Origin of the sequence: Clostridium aromativorans (assembly GCF_020908015.1) — a bacterium.
Taxonomy (GTDB): domain Bacteria; phylum Bacillota; class Clostridia; order Clostridiales; family Clostridiaceae; genus Clostridium_B; species Clostridium_B aromativorans.
The window spans coordinates 121,347-144,964 of record NZ_JAJJPB010000006.1 but is presented as its reverse complement, the minus strand read 5'-3'; the positions used below and the strand labels follow the sequence as shown (position 1 = coordinate 144,964).

Genomic DNA, 23,618 nt, shown 5'->3' with positions numbered 1-23,618 from the left:
CCTCTGCTGCCCGAAGTTGAAAAAAATCCCAAGCTTGAAATTTTAACTGGCCCTAAAGAGATTGAATTTGAAAAGGGCGAACCTGTAGATATATGGAGATAAGAGTATGTTAGTGCTTAAAAGTAGATATGATGTCCACAAAATGATTTAATTTATACACCAGCAACCGGTGATTATAAATTACAATATACCAGATATCAAATAATTAAGATTTGTGGTTGAAATATCTACTGGCATATAAAAGGGGAAATGTATTATGGAAAATATAGAAGTGAAAAATATACCTAAAAGCAGATGGTTTCGAATTATTCCTCCCTGTATACTTGTTTATATAATTGCGTATATGGATAGGCAAAATATATCTTTTGCGATTGCCGGGGGAATGAACAGGACTTTGGGTATAGGTTCAACTGTAACTGGAATAGCTGCCGGTATATTTTATGTGGGGTACGTTATACTTCAAATACCAGGAGGAAATTATGCAGAACACAAAAGCGCTAAGAAATTTATATTGAAATCCATAATGGCGTGGGGTTTGATTTCAATAATAACTGGCTTTGTAAATCAAACATGGGAACTGTTGGCATTGCGTTTTGCATTAGGAGTGGCAGAGGGAGGAGTCATGCCGGCTATTCTGGTTTTGATAACTCACTGGTTTCCAAATGAAGAAAGAGGAATGGCAAATGGATTCTTTGCGTTCAATTTTGCAATAGCAAGCGTTATTACTGCTCCTCTTTCAGGATGGATAATTTCTTTTTCTAATTGGCGATGGGTTTTTATTATTGAAGGCATAATAGCATTTATGCTGATATTCATCTGGTATCCGATGATCAGTGATTCTCCCGAAGAGGCCAAATGGATATCATGCGAAGAAAGAGAATGGCTTGTTGAAAGACTGAAAAAAGAACAGAGTGAATTAAAAAAGGCTACTAGATCTTCTGAGAAAAAGCAAAACATTTATGCGTCTTCTAGTTTATGGCTGTTGACTATTACGTATTTCTGTTATCAAGTAGGTATCTATGGGTACTCTTTATGGCTGCCAACGTTGATTAAAGAATTGACAAAAACGGGTATAGGAATAGTAGGATTACTTTCAGCGGTTCCCTATGTAGGGCTGATCTTTGGTATATGGATATTTTCATATTTATCGGATAAAACTCAGAAGAGAAAATTATTTGCAATAATTCCAATGATATTTTTTGCATTGTCACTTACGTTTTCAGTTAAATTTAAAGCTAATATATGGACCTCCTATGTCTTCTTGGCGTTGGCGGGCGTGTTCATTCATGATTATTACAGCAGTTTCTGGTCTTTACCACCTATGTTATTTGAATCTGATGTCAGCGGAGCTGCACGTGGATTTATAAATGGAATAGGCTGTTTAGGAGGATTTATAGGGCCTTATTTGGTAGGGCTCGTTATGACATATACAAATAGTTCAGATATTGGAATGTATATATTAGCCATCGTTTTATTGATAGGATGTTTTTTCAATGCAGTTATAAAGCTCCCTACTATTATAAAAGAAAATAGAAATTAGCAGCTCAAATATAGTTGGAGACTAAAAATAATAAATAATATTTATAAAAATTGGATAGGTATAACTAAGATTTGTAAAATTAAGGAGGGAAAGGAAGATATGCAATCTGAAAAGACTAGATCAGGTAAATTAAAGATTCGTGGATTACGTTGGTGAATGTTTGTATTCTTCTTAATTATAGGCATATTTAATTACATGGATAGAATTTCATTGTCCATTCCAATGTCATTGATAGGCAAGCAATTGCATATAGGAACAATGTTTACGGGAATAGTGCTGAGTGCTTTTTTCTGGAGTTATACACTTATGCAGTTGCCGGGAGGATGGTTGGTAGATAAATTTAAACCCAGAAGAATTGTGACCTGTGCATTGATAGGCTGGGGTTTAGCTGAGAGTCTAACGGGTCTTGCAAACAGCTTTATGTCTTTGATAATTATAAGGTTATTTCTTGGAGTATTTGAGGGCCCTGTTCAAGTTGGTTGTAATACATCTCTTGTTAGCTGGCTTCTTCCATATGAGCGCGGAAGGGGAAGTACATTGGTAGACAGTGGAGGCCAGCTTGGTGCTGCACTGGGCGGAATAGTAGTTACAGGTCTCATAATGTGGCTGGGTACTTGGAGGATAGCATTTGCAATATTAGGTGTGCTAACTATATTAATTGGCATTGTCGCATATTTGTTTATGAGAGACAATCCTTCAGAACATCCAATGATAACTGAAGAGGAAGTTGAATATCTCAGCAAAAATGAAACTGGGGAAGAAGATAATAAAATTACAGGAGGAAATATTCTTCTGTATTTTAAACATGCTAGTCCATGGATGTTATTGCTGGGATTTGCTTCTTATGATGCTGTTGTATATGGACTGTTGACTTGGATTCCTTATTATATACAAAAAGTTAGGCATATTTCTTTCGGAATGACAGGGGTATGGACAATGCTTATTTTTGGATGCGGGTTTATAGGTGAAATTATTGCAGGGCAATTGTCAGATCGATGGAGGAGACATCCAGGTGCTTCTACGAATGTTGTCATGAAGACAATGCTTGGATTTGCGGGTATTGCAGTAGCAATTTCTGTATTGATGGTTAATTTTGTCCAAAATGCAACTGCTGCTGTTTTATTGATAAGTATCGCCAATTTCTTTTTGCGTTGGGGTGGATTGTATTGGAGTGTACCACAAATGTTAGTGGATAAGCAACATGTAGGAAGACTGTCAGGAGCAATGAATTTCGCAGGAAATGTAACGGGAATTATAATTCCAATTTTGATAGGTTGGATTGCTGCATTCAGTGGAGGATTTACAGCTACCTTTGTTATTTTCTGTGTGGCAGGATTGCTTATGACAATAAGTTCGATATCTATAAACTATTCTCATAAATTAAGTTAAGGATCACTTGATTTGATGTTATATAATATAAAAAGGATTGCTCTAAAATTTATTTTAGGACAATCCTTTTTATATTTCATGAGAATTGTTATATTATAATTGATAAATAATAGTTAATGGTGTGGGAATCAATCAAAACTTTCAATTGGTAAACCCAATTATAAATATAGTATAATAATTGATTCGTGATATAATGATTTTGGATGCCTTAAGGAGGGGATGATAGTCAATATGGAAAAACTTATAATCGATCCATATGAATTTATAACTGTGGATCTTAAAGGGGCAAAAGCAGTATTTTCAACGGCTAGGAGTAATTTAAATTTTAATAAAGCAGAGGATGAAGGAAAAAAAAACATTGAAAATTTAAAGAAATGGTTTAAATTAGAAAATGTGGGATTTTTAAACCAGGTACACGGATGTGAAATTGTCATATATAATCCCGACGATAAAGTGAAAGATGGAGATGGCATAATTACCAATAGATCCTGTACAGCTGTAGGAGTTTTTAATGCGGATTGCGTTCCTGTTATTATATATGATAGAGAGAAAAAGGTAATAGCTGCAGTTCACAGCGGATGGAAGGGGACACTGGCCTGCGTTGTTTCTAAAGCTATTGAAAAACTTGAAAAAGAATACAGCAGTAAACCTGAAAATTTACAGGTGTGTGTGGGACCACATATTCACAGCTGCTGCTATGAGGTGGGAGAAGAATTTAAGAATAAATTTAAAGATGATTCTTTCTACAGGAATAAAGACCACATATTCAATGGAAGAAATTTAGATTTAAAAAAGTGTATATTATATCAATTGTTAGAAAAAGGAGTAAACAGGCAAAATATAAACTATTTGGATATTTGTACAGCATGTAATAGGGAGTTTAAATTATATTCTTATAGAAAAGATAGAGGTACTGGAAGAATGTTTTCATTTGTTTATTTGGATACACTCGCTGAAGAAGGTTAAAATTATGTATTTCTGATTTTCTTAATTATTAGGTTATAGCTGTTAATTTTAGGTCTATAAGGAGGATAAATATTATGTTACAGAAAAAAATATTGATAGTAGATGATGAAGAACATATTTGTGAACTTATTGGATTCAATCTTAGAAAAAATGGATACAGAACTATTGTAGCAGCTGATGGTTTAAATGGACTTAAGATAGCAAGAGAAGAAAAACCTGATCTCATCTTACTAGATGTTATGCTGCCAGAGTTAGATGGTTATGAGGTCTGTAAAGAGATAAGAAAAGACAGTGAAATTTCTTCTACCCCTGTAATAATGATAACAGCTAAAGGAGAAGAATTTGACAGAGTATTAGGACTTGAACTTGGGGCAGATGATTATATAACAAAACCTTTTTCCATAAGGGAAATGGTAGCTAGAGTAAAAGCTGTACTGAGACGTTTAGAAGAGAGAAGCATAAGCAAAACTTATAGTTTTGGAGATATAAGTGTGGATTTTGACAAACATGAGGTAATTAAAGGTGAACATAAAGTTGAATTGACATTGAAGGAATTTGAACTTTTAAAGATACTCATAGAAAACAGAGGGAGAGTCATGACTAGAGATTTTCTATTGGATAAAGTGTGGGGTTATGAATATGCTGGAGAAACCAGAACTATAGATGTGCATATAAGACATTTGAGGCAAAAGATAGAAGATGGAAATAAAGCTCCCAAATATATAGAAACCATCAGAGGAATTGGCTATAGATTCAATTCGGAGGGGTAGCTGGTGATAAAATGAAGAGAAAATTGATGCTTTCCATGTTGGTAACACTTATATTTAGCATGCTTATAACTACTTTATTATTTATAATCATCGAAAATCGTGAATATATTGAAAATATGAAACAGACTTTAAAATTGAATAACCAGATTATAATAAATGTGATACAAAATAAGCTCCCAGAAGATATAAGCAGTTTTTCTACAAAGAATTTTAAAAATGCTATTATAAGGGAAACATTTATAGATAAAAAAGGAAAAGTGCTCAGCGATTCTGTAGCTTCAAAGGAAAGCATGGGTAATCACAATTCCAGAAAAGAAGTACAGGAGGCCAGAAAAAATGGGACCGGCTACGACGTAAGGCTAAGTGATACTACAGGTAAAAAGACGCTGTATTTTGCCACTGCATTTGGTGACGGCTATATAATGCGGAGTGCTCTTACCATGCAGACAATTAAGGGACTTGAGGGAAATTATTTTAAATATTACGTACTCATAATGTTTTTTTCTGTATTGGTGTCCATGATGTTTTCCGAAAAACTTTCAAAGTCTATAGTCAGTCCTATTGAAAAACTTCAACGTACTACTTCCAGCATAGCAGGTGGAAATTTTGACAATAGGGTCAAAATTAATTCCGATGATGAAATAGGCCAGCTTGCTATTACTTTTAACAATATGGCAGATAAGCTTCAGATTACATTGGAGGATTTGGTGGATAAACGCAATAAACTAGAGGCCATATTAAAGAGTATGGATAATGGCGTAATAGCTGTAGACATGGATTACAAGATAATAATGATAAATCCATATGCAGAGAGGATATTTGGAGTTCATAAGAACATAATAGGAAAAGATCTTCTGGATGGAATAAGGGATTTTGAACTGGAAGACATATTTAAAGATGAAGAGGATGATTACAGGGAAATAAAAATACTCTGGCCAAGGGAAAGAATACTGAGAATAAAAAGAGCTTTTATCATTAACGGCAGGGAAAAAATAGGGAAAGTAGCTGTAGTTCAGGATATAACAGATATAAAGAAATTGGAGAATATGAGATCCCAATTTGTGGCCAATGTTTCTCACGAATTAAAGACGCCTCTTACATCTATAAAAGGTTTTGCAGAGACATTAAAATATGTGGAAGACGAGGAAGATAAGAACAAGTTTTTAAATATAATAAATGATGAGGCAAATAGATTGACAAGACTGATAAATGATATTTTGACATTGTCGCATATAGAAAACAGTAAAATGGATAAATCTGAAATAATAGAAACAAACAACATAATAGAAGATATATGTTGCATGGTGGAGGCTTCAGCTGATAAAAAACATATAGTTATAAAAAAACAACTCTGTAAGCCACCGGGTATATGGGGTGATCCAGATAGATTTAAGCAGATGATCATAAATTTGGTGGACAATGCAATAAAATATACCGATAATGGCGGAAGGGTTAGCATTAATACAGACGTTAGAGACAACAATTATTTAATTTCTGTAGAGGACAACGGAGTTGGAATTTCAAAAGTACATCAGAAAAAATTATTTGAAAGGTTTTATAGGGTGGATAAAGCCAGATCCAGAAGCGCAGGGGGAACGGGACTTGGGCTTGCCATAGTAAAACATATAGTTTTAGCATTTAATGGAACTATAGAACTTAAAAGTGAAATTGGTGAAGGCAGTAAGTTTACAGTTAAAATTCCCATAGATTTAAATAAAAACCTAAGTACATGATTGAGAATAGACAGTTGAATTGGAACTGTCTATTTTTTAGTATAAATGTTAATTTTAATTAACATTCGTATAATAATATATTAACCTTGATGGGATATTATAAACAATGTAGTAATTAATTTTGTAAATATTACATATAAGTATTTTAAGGAGGTCTATGGAATTATGAAAAAAAAAGGTTTAAAAGGCCTTATGCTGATCATGTCTGTTGTTTTGGCAATAGGGGTTCTGGCAGGTTGTGGTGGAAATAGTGGCAGTAGCAGTACAGAAAATAGTACAAACGATACTAAAAAAGAGGAGATATCGGGTTCAATAACACTTGCAGGATCCACAGCTCTTCAGCCATTGGCAGAACAAATTGGAAAGACATTCGCAGAAAAAAATCCTAAAGCAACAGTTAACGTTCAAGGCGGAGGAAGCGGTACGGGATTGAATTTGGCTCTTCAGGGAACTGCAGATATAGGAAATTCTGATGTGACAGCAGAGTCAAAATTAGATGCAGCTAAGGCAAAAGAACTTGTTGACCATAAAGTCTGTGCTATAGGTTTTGCAGTAGTGGTCAACCCTAGTGTCAAGGTTGACAATTTGACTAAAGAGCAGATACAGAAGATATTTACCGGAGAGATCACCAATTGGAAAGATGTAGGCGGAGATGATATGAAGATAAATGTAATAAACAGAACTAAGTCATCCGGAACAAGGGCTACATTTAAAGACACAGTAATGGGCGGTAAAGATGAAAAGGAAGGTCTTGGTACAACCCAGGATTCAAATGGAAATGTTGAAAATGCCATTAAGACAACACAGGGTTCTATAAGTTATCTTGCACTTTCATATTTAACTGATGCAGTTAAGTCAAATGTGAAGGCCTTAAAAATAGAAGGAGTGGAAGCTACTTCAGAGAACATAATTGCGAAGAAATATCCATTCTGGTCATATGAACACATGTATACAAAGGGAGAAGCAAAAGGTGTTGCAAAAGCGTTTATAGATTACGTACTCAGTGATGAAAATACAGATACAGTAAAGAAACTTGGATATATACCAATGAGTGAGTTGAAATAAAAGTCATTTTTAAATATTTTGCTGGCTGGCTGTGAGTGGCTGGCCAGCAAAATTAATGTTGGGGTTGGTGAGTATGAAAAAAAAATCATTTAGGAATAAACTCAAAGACGAATATATGGGAAGGGGATTTGCGACACTTTGTGGTGTTATGATTATAATTCTCACCCTTAGTATAATAATTTTTATAGCCTCAAAGGGTATGAATACATTTGTAAAGAGAGGATATCCTCTAATGCAATTTTTATTTACATCAAGTTGGGTTCCTGATACTAGCACGCCTAAGCTTGGTGCTGCTATATTTTTTGTAGGTTCTACATTGGTTTCCATAGGAGCTGTCATATTGAGTGCACCTGTAAGTGTAGCGTTGGCTGTATTTATGAATTATATATCTCCTAAAATAGGCTCCAGGATATTACAACCTTCTCTGGAATTATTCGTAGGTATACCTTCTGTTGTATATGGCTGGGTTGGATTCAGCGTATTGATTCCCTTTTTAAAAACACATTTTGGTGGTATAGGATTTAGTGTGATTGCGGGAATATTAGTACTTAGCGTTATGATATTGCCTACTATAGCGAGCATTTCAGCAGATGCCGTAAAAACCATTCCGAAAGGATATATGGAAGCTTCCTATGGGCTTGGGGCGACCAGATGGCAGACTATATCCAAAGTAATAATCCCGTCAGCTAAAAATGGAATACTTACTGGAATAGTACTTGGACTTGCAAGAGCTTTTGGTGAAGCACTGGCAGTACAGATGGTAATAGGAAATACAATAAAATTTCCTGAGAACATTTTGAGTCCTACGTCTACACTTACCAGTATTTTGACCATGGATATGGGGAACACTGTAAATGGGACTGCATGGAATGATGCACTCTGGTCATTGGCGCTATTTCTTTTAATAATTTCTTTTATATTTATTTTGATAATAAGAGCAATAGGAAAGGGAAGTGAAATTAAATGATAGATGCCAAGACAAAAGATAAAATTTGGACTGGAGTTCTTTATGGGGTAACGGTTTTTATAGTAACCCTTTTGGTTGCTTTAATAGGTTATATATTATTTAAGGGTATAGGTTTTTTTAAACCGTCTTTTTTGTTTGGAGACGCTAAATTCGGAGAGGCAGGAGGAGGTATAGGTCCCCAACTTTTTAATTCATTTTATATGCTTGTGGTTTCATTGATTATAAGCGTGCCTTTTGGAGTAGGAGCTGGCATATATCTAGCTGAATATGCCAAAAGAGGTGTGTTTTTAAATACCATAAGATTATGTATAGAAACAATGGCTTCTCTTCCATCTATTGTGGTTGGGTTATTCGGGCTTCTCATATTTGTAAATGCCACTCAGTGGGGATTTACGCTCCTATCGGGAGCTCTTGCTATATCGGTGTTGAATCTGCCAGCTTTAACCAGGGTAAGCGAAAATGCTATAACTGCAGCATCGGCTCCGGTAAAGGAAGCAAGTCTTGGACTTGGCACAACTAGGTGGCAGACTATATCAAAGATTGTTCTTCCATCAGCTATACCTCAAATTTTGACGGGTGTAATACTCGCGGCAGGAAGGATATTTGGTGAAGCAGCAGCACTGTTGTATACTGCTGGAATGACTGCACCTAAATTGAATTTCTCATTTTTTAGTTTGACAAACAGCGGTTCGGCATTTAGCGTAATGAGACCGGCGGAGAGTTTAGCAGTTTATATATGGAAACTCAATTCAGAGGGTATGGTGCCCGATGCGTCGCAGATAGCTAATAAGGCATCTGCAGTCTTAGTCATTATGGTATTGTTATTTAACTTTTTAGCGAGAATAATAGGTAAAAAAATATATGAATCCTATACAGGTAAGAAATAGGGAGGGGAACTAATGTATATAATGCAAACTGAGGATCTTGATTTGTACTATGGGGCGGTTCAAGCTCTTAAAAAAGTAAATTTAAATGTAGAAAAAAATTCAGTTACGGCACTGATAGGACCTTCTGGATGTGGAAAATCGACATTTTTGAGGACTTTAAACAGAATGAACGACTTAATAGATTCAGTTAAAATTCAAGGCAAAGTTTTATTTGAAAACAAAGATGTATATAGCGAATATGACGTAATAGATTTGAGAAAGAGAATTGGAATGGTATTTCAGGCGCCAAATCCTTTTCCAATGTCCATATACAATAATGTGGCCTATGGACCTAGAATACATGGAATAAAGGATAAGAATAAATTAAATGAAATCGTGGAAAAGAGTTTAAAAGGTGCAGCTATATGGGATGAAGTAAAGGATAGGTTAAATAAAAATGCATTGGGACTTTCAGGAGGTCAGCAGCAAAGACTCTGTATAGCCAGGACTCTTGCAGTAGAACCAGATGTGCTTTTAATGGATGAGCCCACATCTGCACTTGATCCAATATCCACTCTTAAAATAGAAGAACTTATGGACATTTTAAAGAAAAAATATACTATAATAATAGTAACCCATAATATGCAGCAGGCTGGAAGAATATCCGATTATACAGCTTTTTTCTTAAATGGCGAAGTTGTGGAAAATGATAAGACCGAAAATATTTTTTATAAACCTAAGGATAAGAGGACAGAGGATTACATTACGGGAAGATTTGGATAAAATTATGGGTTTATGCAAAATGATAAAATAATCAATAATTTAAGAGAGGTGACGGATTATGACAAGAAAAGCGTTTGACAATGCATTAAAAGAAATTCACAATGATGTGCTTAGAATGGGCAGTATAGTTGAAAAGCAAATTCATCAATGCATAGAATCACTGGTAAATCAAGATGAAGAGTTGGCAGAGCAGACTATAAAAAATGATGATCTAGTAGATGAGCTTCAGAGGGAAATAGAGGATAAATGTATAAAGGTCACTGCGAAGGAACAGCCTCTTGCTATAGATCTGAGAACAGTATTTACAAATTCTAAACTTATCATGGACCTTGAAAGAATAGCGGATCATGCGGTGGATATAGCGAAAATAACCTTAAGACTCAAAAATGAGAAATATGTAAAGAGGCTTATAGATATACCTGAGATGTCGAGTATAGTTAATGGCATGATAAAGACATCCCTGGATTCCTATGTGCAGAGGGATCTTGAAAAGGCCTATGAAGCTTGTAAAATGGATGATAAAATAGATGCGTTATTTAAAAAGGTGTTTACTGACATGATTAAGATTGCGGAAAAGGATGAAAGCAAGGTAAATCAGATGATCCAATTGGTACTTGTATGCAAGTATCTGGAAAGGATAGCGGATCGTGCTACAAATATATGTGAGGGAACAATATATCTAGTTACAGGAGAACAGAAAGATTTAAATGAATAGAATAAGTATATAGAATTTCTTAAGTTTTAAGTATTTCGATGCTTAAAACTTTTTTTGTTTAATTTTTAGTAATTTTATGGTATACTTTATTAGGTCGAAATGAACATTCTCAATGATCAGGAGGTATGTGATGTTTACTTTTACTCCCAAGGAAGACAAGTTTTATATGTTTTTTACACAGACAGCTGATATTGCTTACAAGGCTTCGAAATTACTGTGGGATTTTATGTATGATCTGAAAAATTCAGAAGAAAATTTAAAAAAGATAAAGGAAGTAGAACATGAGGGAGACAGAAAACAGCATGAAATACTGGAACAGTTAAATAAGACATTTATTACTCCCTTTGACAGAGAGGATATATATGTAATTGCAAAGGATATGGATGATATTATTGATTTAATAGAATCTACTGCCAGCAGGTTTGTCATGTTAAATGTAAATGAATGTACTAAAGAGGCCTTTCAATTAAGCAGTATGATAGTGGAATCCTGCAAGCAGATAATAGTTTTGATGGAAGAGTTGAAAAATATGAAAACGAGTAAAAAACTTTCACGTGTTATAATAGATGTAAATAGGATAGAGGAACAGGGAGATGTACTTTCGAGAAAAGCTATTGGGGATATATTTAGATCAAGTATGAAAGTTATAGATGTTATGAAGTGGAGGGAAATATATCAATATCTTGAAAATACGCTGGATGCCTGTGAGGATTTAGCAAATGTTGTCGAAGGAGTAGTAATGAAAAATGCCTAGCGCTTTGACTTTAACTGTAATAATAGTTGTGATTGCAATAATATTTGATGTTATAAACGGTTTTCACGATAGTGCCAATGCTATAGCTTGTGTTGTGTCTACCAGGGTAATGACTATGAGAGAAGCGGTTATAATGTCAGCTTCTCTAAATTTTGTCGGCGCTTTTATGAGTGTGAAGGTTGCCCAAACAATAGGCAATGGTATAGTGGATCCAAACGATGTTACGCAAAGTGTAATTATAGCTGCACTGATGGGAGCTATAATCTGGAATCTGATAACCTGGTATTTCGGCATACCAAGTAGTTCTTCTCATGCCCTTATAGGCGGACTAGTAGGATCTGCCATTGTCTATAAGAGCTCATTTCTAATAATCAATTGGCCGGGACTTTTTTGGAAAGTTATTGTCTGGCTGGTATTGTCACCAATAATAGGATTTATAGCAGGATTTGTATTTATGAATGTGATGAATATGATACTGAAAAATACAAGACCGCGTACGGTTACGAGGATTTTTTCAAAGGCTCAAATATTTTCAGCTATGTTAATAGCTTTAAATCATGGTGGAAATGATGCTCAAAAGACTATGGGAATAATAACTATGACGTTGGTGAGTGCTGGATTTCTTGATAAATTTTCAGTACCTCTATGGGTTAAGGTATGCTGTGCATTATCCATGGCACTGGGTACTGCTTTAGGAGGAAAAAAGATAATAAAAACGATGGGATCCAAAATGGCCAGAATGACGCCGGTAAATGGATTTTCAGCAGAAATGGGAGCTTCGGCGGTAATATTTACGGCTACTATGTTTGATGCACCTGTCAGTACAACTCATATAATAACCACATCCATAATGGGAGTTAGTTCTGCTAAGAGATTTTCTGCAGTGAGGTGGGCCGTAGTCAAAGACATAGTCACAACGTGGATATTTACTATACCTAGTTGTGCTGCAATTTCAGGAATTCTTATATTTTTATTGAGTTTATTTTAATGGGTTGTAGTAAATATTTAATTTAAATAGGAGTCTAATACATATGAAAAATAAAATTAAGACAGTGAAACCTGGAAGTATTGCAGAAGAGATGGGAATAGAAAAGGGTGACTGTCTTTTATCAATTAATGGTGTTGAAATCAAAGATATAATAGATTATAAATTTTTAATAAGTGATGAATATGTAAAAATAGAAATAGAAAAAGAAAATAGAGAGATGTGGGAACTTGAAATAGAGAAGGAATACGATGAGGAACTGGGGGTGGAGTTTGAGGAGACAATTTTGGATAGACCTAAAAACTGTCATAATAAATGTATTTTTTGCTTTATAGATCAGCTCCCTTCAGGAATGAGAGATACTCTTTATTTTAAGGATGATGATTCAAGACTGGCTTTTTTTCAGGGAAATTTTGTCACTCTTACTAACATGACTGAAGGGGATATAGATAGAATAATTAAGTATAGAATCAGTCCTATAAATGTATCTGTTCATACTACTAATCCTGAACTTAGAATGAAGATGCTCAACAACAGATTTGCAGGAAATATATATGAACGCCTGAAGAAACTGACTGAAAATGAAATAAAGATAAATTGTCAGATAGTACTATGCCCTGGTATAAACGATGGAATAGAGTTTCGAAAAACTGTAGAGGACTTATATAAATTGTATCCGGGAATTGAAAATGTGGCAGTAGTGCCAGTGGGAATTACGAAATACAGACATGGACTTTTTAAGCTTAAGCAGTATGATAGAATTTCTGCTGGAGAACAATTACATATTGCAGAAGAACTTCAAAGTAAATATCTGATGGAAATAGGATCTCCCTTTGTAAGGCTTTCTGATGAGTTTTATCTTATTTCCCGCAGGAAAATTCCAAATTCAAAGTTTTATGAAAACTATAAGCAGTTGGAAGACGGTGTTGGCATCGTAAGACTTTTTAGAGATAATATAGACAGAGAGATCACATGTTTAAGAAAGGACATAAAAGGATCTTTTACTTTTTTAACAGGAGATTTAGCATATGATGATGTAAAGGCTGCTGCTGATAAGATATCAAAAGAGAATCAGGATATAGTGATTTATGTAAAAAAGATAATAAATAATTTCTTTGGCAATACTATAACTGTGGCGGGGCTTGTTACAGCAAGTGATATAGTAGAACAAATTCAGAATGACAATCTGGGAAAGTATGTAATTATACCGGAATGTATGTTTAGAAAAGGATATGAACTTTCAAAGTCAAAAGGCATGGTATTTTTAGATGATGTAACTTTAACGGATTTAGAGAAAATTTTAAAGAGAAAAATATTTGTATGTGATTATACGGGAAAGGATCTAATACGGATTATAAATGAAAACAGTGAGGTGAAATGATCAATGGGAAAGCCAATAGTAGCCATAGTGGGAAGGCCAAATGTAGGGAAGTCCACTTTGTTTAATAAATTAGCAGGCAAGAGAATATCCATAGTAGAAGATACTCCTGGAGTTACTAGAGATAGAGTATATGCAGAGGCAGAGTGGTTAAAATATAACTTTACTATAATTGATACAGGAGGAATTGAACCAGAAAATAATGATATAATATACCTTCAGATGAGAAGGCAGGCTCAGATGGCAGTTGAAATTGCTGACGTGATAATATTTATAGTTGATGGAAAAGAAGGGCTTGTTGATTCTGATAGAGAAGTGGCCCAGATGCTTAGAAAGAGTAAAAAATCAGTGGTGCTTGTAGTAAATAAAATAGACAGTGCAAAACAAGAGGTTTCTACTTATGAGTTTTATAATCTAGGTATAGGTGATCCTATAGCTATCTCAGCTTCTCAGGGATTGGGTCTGGGTGATATGTTGGATAAGGTAGTGGAGAATTTTCAAGATAACAGCGGTGAAGATGAAAATGGAGATTATATAAAGATAGCTTTTATAGGTAGGCCAAATGTTGGAAAGTCATCTCTTATAAATAAATTACTGGGTGAGGAAAGAGTTATTGTAAGTGAAATTCCCGGTACTACAAGAGATGCTGTAGACAGCTATCTAGACACAGAAGAAGGCAAATTTTTATTGATAGATACGGCAGGTATTAGGAGGAAGAGCAAGGTTAAAAAGGAAGTGGAAAAATATAGTGTTATAAGAACTTATACAGCAGTGGAAAGAGCAGATGTATGTGTACTTATGCTTGATGCCACCCAGGGTATAAGCGAGCAGGATGAAAAGATAATAGGCTATGCCCATGAATTGAATAAATCCATCATGGTTGTGATCAATAAATGGGATCTGATAGAGAAGGATGCAAAGACAACAAATATTTATAAGAATAATATAAATAGAGGTCTTTCTTTTATGACTTATGCACCCTATCTTTTCATATCTGCAAAAACAGGACAGAGAATACACAAAGTATTGGAAACAGTAAAACTGTGTTATGAAAACTACTGTAAAAAAATAAAGACAGGGGTGTTAAATGACGTTATAAGCAGGGCAGTTATGATGAAGGAACCACCGGTTATTGGAACTAAGAGATTGAAAATATACTATGTCACCCAAACGGGAAATAAACCCCCTACTTTCGTGTTTTTTGTAAATGATCCTACTTGTATTCATTTTTCTTATGAGAGATATATAGAAAATCAATTGAGAGACAGCTTTGATTTTACAGGCACTGGAATAAAACTTGAATTTAGAGAAAGGAAGGGTTAGCTGTGGGTTTATCTGTATCTTTTTTAGGAGGGGGAAGTTTCGGAACGGCCCTTTCTATAATGCTTGCTAAAAAGGGAATTGAAGTGAATTTGTGGGATAGAAAAAATTCCATAGTTCAGGACATAAATGAAAGAAGGGAAAATATTAAATACCTTCACAAAGTATTGATTCCCAATAACGTAAAAGCATCTATAAATGCGGAACAGGTAATTAAAGAAAGCGGTATTTTGGTTTTAGCAGTTCCGTCTCAGGCCGTAAGGGAAGTGTGTAAAAATTTTAAGCAGTTTATAAGCAAAGATCAGATAATTGTAAATATAGCCAAGGGAATAGAAGAAAAAACGGGCAAAAGACTTTCTGAAGTTATTGAAGAGGAACTACCTGAAAATAAAGTGGTAGTGCTTTCAGGACCAAGTCATGCAGAAGAGGTAGCTCTTGATATACCTACAACGGTAGTGGTATCTTCAAAAGATGTCAACTGCAGTAAAAAAATCCAAAACCTTTTTACAACAAGCAAATTTAGAGTGTATACCAATAAAGATATAGTGGGAGTTGAAATTGGAGGTGCTGTTAAAAATATAATTGCACTGGCAGCAGGAATCTCAGATGGAATAGGTTATGGTGATAACTCAAAGGCAGCTCTTATGACCAGAGGGATTGCAGAAGTGGTGAGAATTGGAGAAAGGCTTGGAGGTAAAAGAGAAACATTTTCAGGACTTTCGGGCATAGGAGATCTTATAGTTACCTGTACCAGCATGCACAGTAGAAACAGAAGAGCTGGAATACTTATAGGTCAGGGCAAATCAGTAGAAGAGGCAATTAAGGAAGTTAATATGGTAGTCGAAGGTATATCAGCTTGTAGAGCTTTTTATAAGCTTAAAAATAAGCTAAATGTAGAAATGCCTATAACGGAGGCTCTTTATGAGATACTTTTCAAAGGAAAAGATCCAAGATATACTGTATATGAATTGATGACAAGAGCCAAAAAAAGCGAAACATATTGAAAATTAATTTGAGCTGTAAGTGAAATAATATGTAATAAAATATGCTCCACCAAAATATATATATACTGTTAATATTAGATTATTGGAGGGTATATTTTGGAAAACTTTAATATATACAAGGATATCGCAGAGAGAACTCAGGGAGATATATATGTGGGAGTTGTGGGCCCTGTTAGAACTGGAAAATCCACTTTCATAAAAAAATTCATGGAAATAATGGTACTTCCCAACATAGATAATTCTTATAAAAAACAGAGGGCTAAAGATGAATTGCCCCAAAGTTCTTCAGGAAAATCAATTCATACTACTGAGCCTAAATTTGTTCCCAATGAAGCTATAGAGATAAGTTTAAATGAAAGTACTAAGTTTAAAGTGAGAATGGTGGATTGCGTTGGGTATATAGTTAAGAGCGCATTGGGATACATGGAGGGAGAAGAAGCTAAAATGGTTACCACTCCATGGTATGACTATGAAATACCTTTTGAAGAAGCTGCTGAAATTGGAACTAAAAAGGTAATAAATGAACATTCAACTATAGGGCTTTTAGTGACTACGGATGGTTCTATAACAGATATAAGCAGGGATGATTATGTTGACGCTGAAGAAAGAGTGGTAAATGAACTCAAGTCAATAAATAAGCCTTTTATGGTAATCTTAAATTCACAACATCCTTATGAGCCTGATACCATGGCTTTAAAGAAAGAATTGGAGAACAAATATGATGTACCTGTTCAATGTATGGATGTACTTAATATGAAAGAAGATGACATAACAAATGTATTTCAAAGAATACTTAAAGAATTCCCAATTAAGGAAATAAATATTGATATGCCTGAATGGATAGAAAAAATGGAGCCCTCTCATTGGCTGAAATTAGATTTCATAAATTTGGTAAAGGATATGTGCGGCAGCGTGTATAAAATAAGGGATATAGTAAAATCTGTAGATGGATTTTCAGATGTAGAATTTGTGGGAGAATCTGAGGTAAAAGAAATTAATATGGGAGAGGGCACTGCCAGCATTGATTTAAAACCTAAAAAAGATCTTTACTATAAGGTATTAGGAGAGGTATGCGGAAAGGAAATTCAAGGAGAAAATGATCTGCTGAATATAGTAAGAGAAATGCACAGTGCAAAAGTGGAATATGACAAGATTTCAACGGCTTTGAAAGATGTTAGAGAAACCGGTTATGGTCTAGTAGCACCTCAGCTTTCAGAAATGAAGCTGGAGGAACCGCAGATAGTAAAACAGGGAAATAAATTTGGAGTAAAATTAAAAGCAAGTGCTCCATCCCTGCACTTCATACGCGCAGATATTGAAACGGAGATTTCACCTATAATGGGTACAGAAAGGGAAAGTGAGGAAATGGTCAAATCCCTGCTGGAGCAATTTGAAAGCGATCCTTCTAAAATATGGCAGAGCAATATGTTTGGCAAGTCACTGGAAATATTGGTGAAAGAGGGACTTCAAAACAAACTCTATAAGATGCCAGAGGATATTCAGATTAAAATACAAAAAACACTTCAGAAAATTATAAATGAAGGCAATGGCGGCTTGATATGCATTATACTTTAAGTTTTAAAAATACATTTTATTGTGATTTTGTCTAATATATATTACTATTTTAGAATTATATTTTCAGATCTACGGCTTCAGGCAGTTGTATTTAATTGTCTGAAGCTTTAAGTTTATTTTATCAAATAAATGTATAAAATTACTATAAATATGTCTATTAGAGATGTTTTGTGATATAATCGTTTTAAACTACAATTTAGAGAAAGTTTTAATATGGATTTATCAGCTCTGAAATATAAAATTTATCTTGAAATTATTATATGTATTTATGTATAATTAGTTGTAGACTTATGTGGTTTTGTGGAAGGATGAAATTATAATGATTAAAAGCATGACAGGATATGGGAGGGGCACAGTAGAAAGTGATGGACAGAGTTTTACAGTAGAAATAAAAAGTGTAAATCACAGATACTGTGATTTAAATATTAAAATGCCAAAAAGCTTTATGCCGTTAGAAGACAGAATAAGAAAAGTAGTTCAACAAAAAATAAATAGAGGTAAAGTAGATATATTTATAACTCAGGCGGATTTTGGCAATTGCTCTACAAGGGCTGTACTAGATGAAGAATTAGCGGACAGCTATGTAGAGTGTTTAAATAGGATAAGAGAAAAATATGATATAAAAGAGGGTGTATCTCTTGATTTAATTGCTAGATTCCCGGATGTGATAACATTGAAAAAGGAAGAGGATGATCTTGAAAGCGCTTGGGAATATTTATTACAGGCTCTAAATGATGCTATTTCCATGCTCATGGACATGAGAGAGAAAGAAGGAGAAAAGTTAAAGGAAAATATGATTGAGAAATGCAGCCATATTCAAGCTTTAATGGATGATATAGAAAAGCAATCTTTTAAGATACCTGAAGAGTATAGAGAAAAACTTTCAGATAGATTAAAAGATCTATTGGGAAAATATCCGGTAGATGAAAATAGGCTGGCAATGGAAATTGCACTATTTGCAGATAAGTCCTGTATTGATGAGGAAATTGTAAGGTTAAATAGTCATATAATTCAGTTTAAAGATACTTTAAATGTTGATGAACCTGTAGGAAGAAAGCTTGATTTTATATTACAGGAGATGAATAGAGAGGCAAATACCATTGCATCTAAATCGACAAATTTAGAAGTAACGCGGCTGATATTAAATGTAAAGAATGAGATAGAAAAAATAAGAGAACAGATACAAAATGTAGAGTAAACAGGAGGAAATGTATGGGTATTAAGTTAATAAATATAGGCTTTGGAAATATTGTTTCAGCAAATAGATTGGTGGCTATAGTGAGTCCAGAGTCTGCACCGATAAAGAGAATAATTCAGGAGGCAAGAGATAGGGGAATGCTCATCGATGCCACTTATGGAAGAAGAACAAGAGCTGTTATAATAACTGACAGTGATCATGTAATACTTTCAGCGGTTCAACCTGAGACTGTAGCACATAGATTGTCGTCTAAAGATGGAGAAGATGAAATCAGTGAGGTTGAGGAATAATGCGAAAAAAAGGTCTTCTAATTGTAATATCGGGGCCTTCTGGAACAGGAAAAAGTACAGTATGCAAAGCCCTGATAAAAAAGGATAAATTTTGGATTTCTGTTTCAGCTACCACAAGATCTCCACGAAAAGGTGAAGTAGATGGAGTGAATTATTATTTTTTGACTGAAGAAGATTTTAAAAATAAAATAAAAAACAATAATTTTTTGGAATATGCAAAAGTATATGGGAATTATTATGGAACTCCTAGGTCCCAGGTTTTAAAAGCTATAAAAGAGGGAAATGACGTAGTACTCGAGATTGATATTCAGGGGGCTTTGATGGTAAAAGAGACCTATCCTGAAGGCGTATTTATATTTATACTTCCTCCTTCAATGGAAGAACTTAAGAAGAGAATTATAAGTAGAGGCAGTGAAACACCAGAATCCTTCATGACTAGATTCAGTTCGGCCTATAAGGAAATAAATTATGTATCAAAATATAACTATGTGGTTATAAATGATACTGTAGATAATGCCGTAAGAAATATAGAGAGTATAATTGCGGCGGAAAAATGCAGAGTGGATAGAGTTAAAGATGAAATATTAGATCCTAAGGAGGGAATTACATATGAACAACTCGATGATAAATCCATCTATTGTAGATCTATTAAAAAGAGTGGACAATAGATATACATTAGTTGCTGTGACATCTAAGAGAGCAAGGCAATTGATTGATGGATCTGAACCTTTGGTGAATATAGATTCAACTAAACCAGTTACTATAGCTATTAATGAAATATATCAAAATTTGATTACTTACGAAACTGTAAAAGAAGGTATTAAGTAATGTTGAATGTAAGTGATAGGAAAACGGTAGTTATAGGAGTAACTGGTGGAATAGCAGCTTATAAGGCGCTGGATGTGGTAAGCAGGCTAAAAAAAAGAAACTTTGAGGTAAATGTCATAATGACAAAATCCGCAGTGAAATTTGTAACGCCGCTTAGTTTTCAGACTATGAGCCAGAATATAGTAAATGTTGATATGTTTCAGGAACCGAGAGCTTGGGAAATACAGCATATCTCCCTTGCAAAGAAGGCAGACTTACTGGCGGTTATTCCGGCAACTGCGGATATAATAGGAAAAGTGTCAAGTGGCATAGCAGATGATCTCTTAACTACTACAATTATGGCAACCAAAGCTCCTGTGGTTTTTGCTCCTGCCATGAACACAAATATGTACAACAACCCCATTGTACAGGACAATATCAATAAACTCATGAAATTTGGATATGAATTTATAAGACCTGCATCAGGAAGGCTGGCCTGTGGTGACAGTGGAGAGGGAAAACTTGAGGATACGGGTTTTATAGCCCAGATAATTGAAAGTATGTTGTATGATAAAAAAGACCTGAAGGGTAAAAAGGTGCTTGTTACTGCTGGACCTACCAGGGAGGATATAGATCCTGTGAGGTATATAACCAATAGATCCACTGGCAAAATGGGATATTCCATAGCTGAAGAAGCCAGAGATAGGGGAGCGGAAGTAACCCTTGTTTCCGGGCCCACTAACTTAAATATACCCTTTGGAGTACAATTTGTGAGTGTGAGGACAAATGAGGAGATGCTCAATGCAGTACTTGAGAAATTTGAAAAACAGGATATAGTAGTAAAGGCAGCTGCAGTTTCTGATTATAAACCCAAAGTGTATTCTCAGAAAAAGATAAAAAAAGACGGAGATGAGCTTTCACTTCCACTTACCAGGGATATTGATATATTGAAAGAGCTAGGTAAACTAAAAAGTAATCAAATTTTAGTAGGTTTTGCTGCAGAAAGCAATGATCTAATTGAAAATGCTGCAAAAAAATTGGAAAGCAAAAATTTGGACTATATAATTGCCAATGATATAACAGGTGTAGATACTGGATTTGCCTCAAATAATAATAAAGTTACTATAATATTCAAGGATGGGAATAAAATCGATTTAGATAAGATGACAAAGAGAGAAGTAGCGCGAAAATTATTTGATATATTGGCATCTAAATTATGAGTTTATTTATGTTTAAGAGGGGTTAAAATTTAAATGCCTCTCTTATTTAATGTTTATTGTAAAAGGGTGATCAGGTGTATACATATGCAGGAATTATTGTAAACAATAGCTCTGTAAAATTAGATAAAATTTTTACCTATAAGGTGCCAGAAAAGTTAAAGGACAAAATAGAAATAGGTTTTAGAGTTAAAGTTCCTTTTGGAATGGGAAATAAAAAATTGGATGGATTTATAGTAAAGCTTTATGAAAATGTACTGCATGATAAAAAAATTAAGGAAATAATTGATTTTTGTGATGATTTTCCCCTTTTTACGGCAAAGGATCTGGAACTTATAGAGAAGATGAGAGAGAGGTATCTGTGCACTTACCTTGATTGCATAAAGGTATTTATTCCAAGAGGTATTTTCAAGGGAGTGAAAGACAAAAAGCAGAATCTGGTGTATACAGGTAAAAAACTGGAAAAAAATTTTGACAGGAATCCATATAAAAGTATATATGAATTGGTGGAAGGCGAAAATGGAAAATACACTAAAAATTTTATAAGTAAAAAATATAATCTATCACTATCTTCTATAAATACTATGATAAAGCATGGATTTCTTATTACAGGAAGAAGTACAGTGAATAGATATGATGAAAGGAAATATGATATTTATTCAAAAAAAACCTTGAATGAAGAGCAGCAGTTTGCAGTAAATAAAATAATTAATTCAGATAAAAAGATATTTTTAATTCATGGAGTTACAGGAAGCGGCAAAACTGAAATCTATATGCGGCTTGTGGAAAAGGCTATGAAAAGCGGGAAGGAATCCATAATATTGGTTCCTGAAATTGCTCTTACTCCTCAAATGGTAGAAAGATTTAAAGGTAGATTTGGGAAAGATGTAAGCGTATTTCACAGTAAATTATCTGATGGAGAGAGATATGACGAATGGATGAGAGTAAAACGAGGCCAGGTAAAAGTTGCTATAGGAGCTAGATCTGCCATCTTTTTACCTTTTAGAAATTTGGGATTTATAATAATAGATGAGGAACAGGAATGGAGCTATAAATCGGATAGCAATCCTAAGTACAATGCTAGAGAAGTTGGAGAAATAAAATGCAGTCAGTATGGCTGTAAGATGGTATTGGGTTCAGCTACTCCTTCCATAGAGACTTATCATAGGTGTACAAGAGGTGAAATTCAACTTATAACTTTGAAAAATAGAGCCGATGGGGCAGCTATGCCCAAAATTAGAATTATAGATATGAGGGAAGAACTTGTAAATAATAATAAATCCATGTTTAGTAAAATATTATATAAATCAATTTGTGATAGATTAAACAAAAGGGAACAGATAATATTGTTTTTGAATAGAAGGGGATATTCTACTTTTGTATCCTGCAGAAAATGTGGTTATGTATTTAAATGCAGCAATTGCGATATATCTTATACCTATCATCATAATATTGGAAAGCTCGTATGTCATTACTGTGGAAGTAAAATTGATGTACCAAAGACTTGCCCTAAATGCGGAAGCAGATATGTAAAGTATTTTGGAGTTGGTACTGAAAAAATAGAACAGTTGATAAAAAATGAATTCCACCAGGCAAAAATCCTCAGGATGGATTTTGATACTACCAGGAAAAAAAATTCTTATGAAAGCATATATAATACCTTCAAAGAAGGCAGGGCTGATATATTGATAGGAACACAGATGATAGCTAAGGGGTTGGATTTTAAAAATGTGACTTTAGTGGGGGTAATAGCAGCGGATCTGTCTATTAATCTTCCGGACTTTAGATCTTCAGAAAAGACTTATGAACTTATAACCCAGGTTTCAGGAAGAGCAGGTAGAGGTGAAAAGCCAGGAGAGGTAATTGTTCAGACATATAATCCTGAAAATTACAGCTTAAGATGTGCTGCAGAGAATAGGTATAGGGATTTTTATAATAGAGAGATCAGTATAAGAGAGCGTATGAATTATCCGCCTTTTTCAGATATTCTTCTCATCAATATGAGCAGTAAAAATGAAGATATATTAATAAAAAGTATACAAAATGTTGGTATATTTTTAAGAAATATTCTCATAAAAAATGATAAAATTGAAATGCTGGGACCATGCCCTTGTGAAATATCGAAAATAAAGGAATCATACAGGTGGAAGATAATGATAAAGGGAAAGATAAGTCTAAATATAGCACAAAATATAAGAAAAATAGTTTATGATTTGTTAAAAGATGTTTATAATGATGTAAAGGTCAGTATAGATATAAATCCTATTAACATGATGTAGAATTTATTAGGGTATAC

Annotated in this window: 22 protein-coding genes; all 22 read left to right on the top strand. The window is 34.2% G+C overall.

All coding sequences use genetic code 11. The features are described from left to right. Positions 1 to 256: 256 nt before the first annotated feature. The 22 genes from LN736_RS07475 (at position 257) to priA (ending at position 23,601) form a co-directional block, all read left to right on the top strand. The gene (locus LN736_RS07475) at positions 257 to 1,540 is read left to right on the top strand and encodes an MFS transporter (protein ID WP_229981266.1); all 1,284 of its coding nucleotides are present in this window, start codon (positions 257 to 259) and stop codon (positions 1,538 to 1,540) included. Between the two features lie 156 nt (positions 1,541 to 1,696). Then, positions 1,697 to 2,929 (top strand): MFS transporter, encoded by a 1,233-nt coding sequence (locus LN736_RS07470; RefSeq protein WP_268253798.1) that lies wholly within the window; start codon positions 1,697 to 1,699, stop codon positions 2,927 to 2,929. A gap of 231 nt (positions 2,930 to 3,160) precedes the next feature. Next, entirely contained in the window at positions 3,161 to 3,895 is a 735-nt protein-coding gene (pgeF, locus tag LN736_RS07465; RefSeq protein WP_150355904.1) for a peptidoglycan editing factor PgeF, read from the top strand. Positions 3,896 to 3,969: 74 nt separating this feature from the next. Then, positions 3,970 to 4,665: a response regulator transcription factor gene (locus LN736_RS07460; protein ID WP_150355844.1), complete on the top strand. Its 696-nt coding sequence runs from the start codon at positions 3,970 to 3,972 to the stop codon at positions 4,663 to 4,665. A gap of 11 nt (positions 4,666 to 4,676) precedes the next feature. Continuing rightward, positions 4,677 to 6,398, top strand: a complete 1,722-nt coding sequence (gene pnpS, locus LN736_RS07455; protein ID WP_150355845.1) for a two-component system histidine kinase PnpS — start codon at positions 4,677 to 4,679, stop codon at positions 6,396 to 6,398. Positions 6,399 to 6,563: 165 nt separating this feature from the next. Beyond that, positions 6,564 to 7,463 (top strand): phosphate ABC transporter substrate-binding protein, encoded by a 900-nt coding sequence (locus LN736_RS07450; protein WP_150355846.1) that lies wholly within the window; start codon positions 6,564 to 6,566, stop codon positions 7,461 to 7,463. Positions 7,464 to 7,536: 73 nt separating this feature from the next. Beyond that, positions 7,537 to 8,430: a phosphate ABC transporter permease subunit PstC gene (pstC, locus tag LN736_RS07445; protein ID WP_150355847.1), complete on the top strand. Its 894-nt coding sequence runs from the start codon at positions 7,537 to 7,539 to the stop codon at positions 8,428 to 8,430. Beyond that, positions 8,427 to 9,317 carry a phosphate ABC transporter permease PstA gene (gene pstA / locus LN736_RS07440; protein WP_268253797.1) on the top strand — a complete coding sequence of 297 codons (891 nt, stop codon included), beginning with the start codon at positions 8,427 to 8,429 and terminating at the stop codon, positions 9,315 to 9,317. The genes pstC and pstA overlap by 4 nt, the downstream gene beginning before the upstream one ends. Positions 9,318 to 9,329: 12 nt before the next feature. Next, positions 9,330 to 10,079 (top strand): phosphate ABC transporter ATP-binding protein PstB, encoded by a 750-nt coding sequence (gene pstB / locus LN736_RS07435; RefSeq protein ID WP_179977225.1) that lies wholly within the window; start codon positions 9,330 to 9,332, stop codon positions 10,077 to 10,079. A 58-nt stretch (positions 10,080 to 10,137) separates the two neighbouring features. After that, the gene (gene phoU, locus LN736_RS07430) at positions 10,138 to 10,794 is read left to right on the top strand and encodes a phosphate signaling complex protein PhoU (protein ID WP_150355849.1); all 657 of its coding nucleotides are present in this window, start codon (positions 10,138 to 10,140) and stop codon (positions 10,792 to 10,794) included. 130 nt (positions 10,795 to 10,924) lie between these two features. Further along, complete coding sequence (locus LN736_RS07425) at positions 10,925 to 11,548, top strand: DUF47 domain-containing protein (RefSeq protein ID WP_150355850.1); 624 nt, start codon at positions 10,925 to 10,927, stop codon at positions 11,546 to 11,548. Continuing rightward, complete coding sequence (locus tag LN736_RS07420; protein WP_150355851.1) at positions 11,541 to 12,536, top strand: inorganic phosphate transporter; 996 nt, start codon at positions 11,541 to 11,543, stop codon at positions 12,534 to 12,536. The genes LN736_RS07425 and LN736_RS07420 overlap by 8 nt, the downstream gene beginning before the upstream one ends. 43 nt (positions 12,537 to 12,579) lie before the next feature. Next, complete coding sequence (locus LN736_RS07415; RefSeq protein WP_229981264.1) at positions 12,580 to 13,914, top strand: DUF512 domain-containing protein; 1,335 nt, start codon at positions 12,580 to 12,582, stop codon at positions 13,912 to 13,914. Positions 13,915 to 13,917: 3 nt separating this feature from the next. Beyond that, positions 13,918 to 15,234, top strand: a complete 1,317-nt coding sequence (gene der / locus LN736_RS07410; protein WP_179977226.1) for a ribosome biogenesis GTPase Der — start codon at positions 13,918 to 13,920, stop codon at positions 15,232 to 15,234. 2 nt (positions 15,235 to 15,236) lie between these two features. Further along, positions 15,237 to 16,235 carry an NAD(P)H-dependent glycerol-3-phosphate dehydrogenase gene (locus LN736_RS07405; protein WP_150355854.1) on the top strand — a complete coding sequence of 333 codons (999 nt, stop codon included), beginning with the start codon at positions 15,237 to 15,239 and terminating at the stop codon, positions 16,233 to 16,235. Positions 16,236 to 16,331: 96 nt separating this feature from the next. After that, positions 16,332 to 17,810, top strand: a complete 1,479-nt coding sequence (gene spoIVA, locus LN736_RS07400; RefSeq protein WP_150355855.1) for a stage IV sporulation protein A — start codon at positions 16,332 to 16,334, stop codon at positions 17,808 to 17,810. Between the two features lie 319 nt (positions 17,811 to 18,129). Further along, complete coding sequence (locus tag LN736_RS07395; protein WP_150355856.1) at positions 18,130 to 19,008, top strand: YicC/YloC family endoribonuclease; 879 nt, start codon at positions 18,130 to 18,132, stop codon at positions 19,006 to 19,008. Positions 19,009 to 19,022: 14 nt separating this feature from the next. Continuing rightward, on the top strand, positions 19,023 to 19,298 hold the full coding sequence (gene remA / locus LN736_RS07390; protein ID WP_150355857.1) for an extracellular matrix/biofilm regulator RemA: 276 nt from the start codon (positions 19,023 to 19,025) through the stop codon (positions 19,296 to 19,298). Continuing rightward, positions 19,298 to 19,966, top strand: coding sequence for a guanylate kinase (gmk, locus tag LN736_RS07385; protein ID WP_150355858.1), 669 nt, complete (start codon positions 19,298 to 19,300; stop codon positions 19,964 to 19,966). The genes remA and gmk overlap by 1 nt, the downstream gene beginning before the upstream one ends. Continuing rightward, a complete protein-coding gene (gene rpoZ / locus LN736_RS07380) occupies positions 19,908 to 20,126 on the top strand; it encodes a DNA-directed RNA polymerase subunit omega (RefSeq protein ID WP_150355859.1) in 219 nt (72 codons plus the stop codon). Before gmk ends, rpoZ begins: the two co-directional genes overlap by 59 nt. Continuing rightward, on the top strand, positions 20,126 to 21,325 hold the full coding sequence (gene coaBC / locus LN736_RS07375; protein WP_179977228.1) for a bifunctional phosphopantothenoylcysteine decarboxylase/phosphopantothenate--cysteine ligase CoaBC: 1,200 nt from the start codon (positions 20,126 to 20,128) through the stop codon (positions 21,323 to 21,325). The genes rpoZ and coaBC overlap by 1 nt, the downstream gene beginning before the upstream one ends. A gap of 74 nt (positions 21,326 to 21,399) precedes the next feature. After that, positions 21,400 to 23,601, top strand: coding sequence for a primosomal protein N' (gene priA / locus LN736_RS07370; RefSeq protein WP_229981263.1), 2,202 nt, complete (start codon positions 21,400 to 21,402; stop codon positions 23,599 to 23,601). The last annotated feature ends 17 nt before the right edge of the window (positions 23,602 to 23,618 follow it).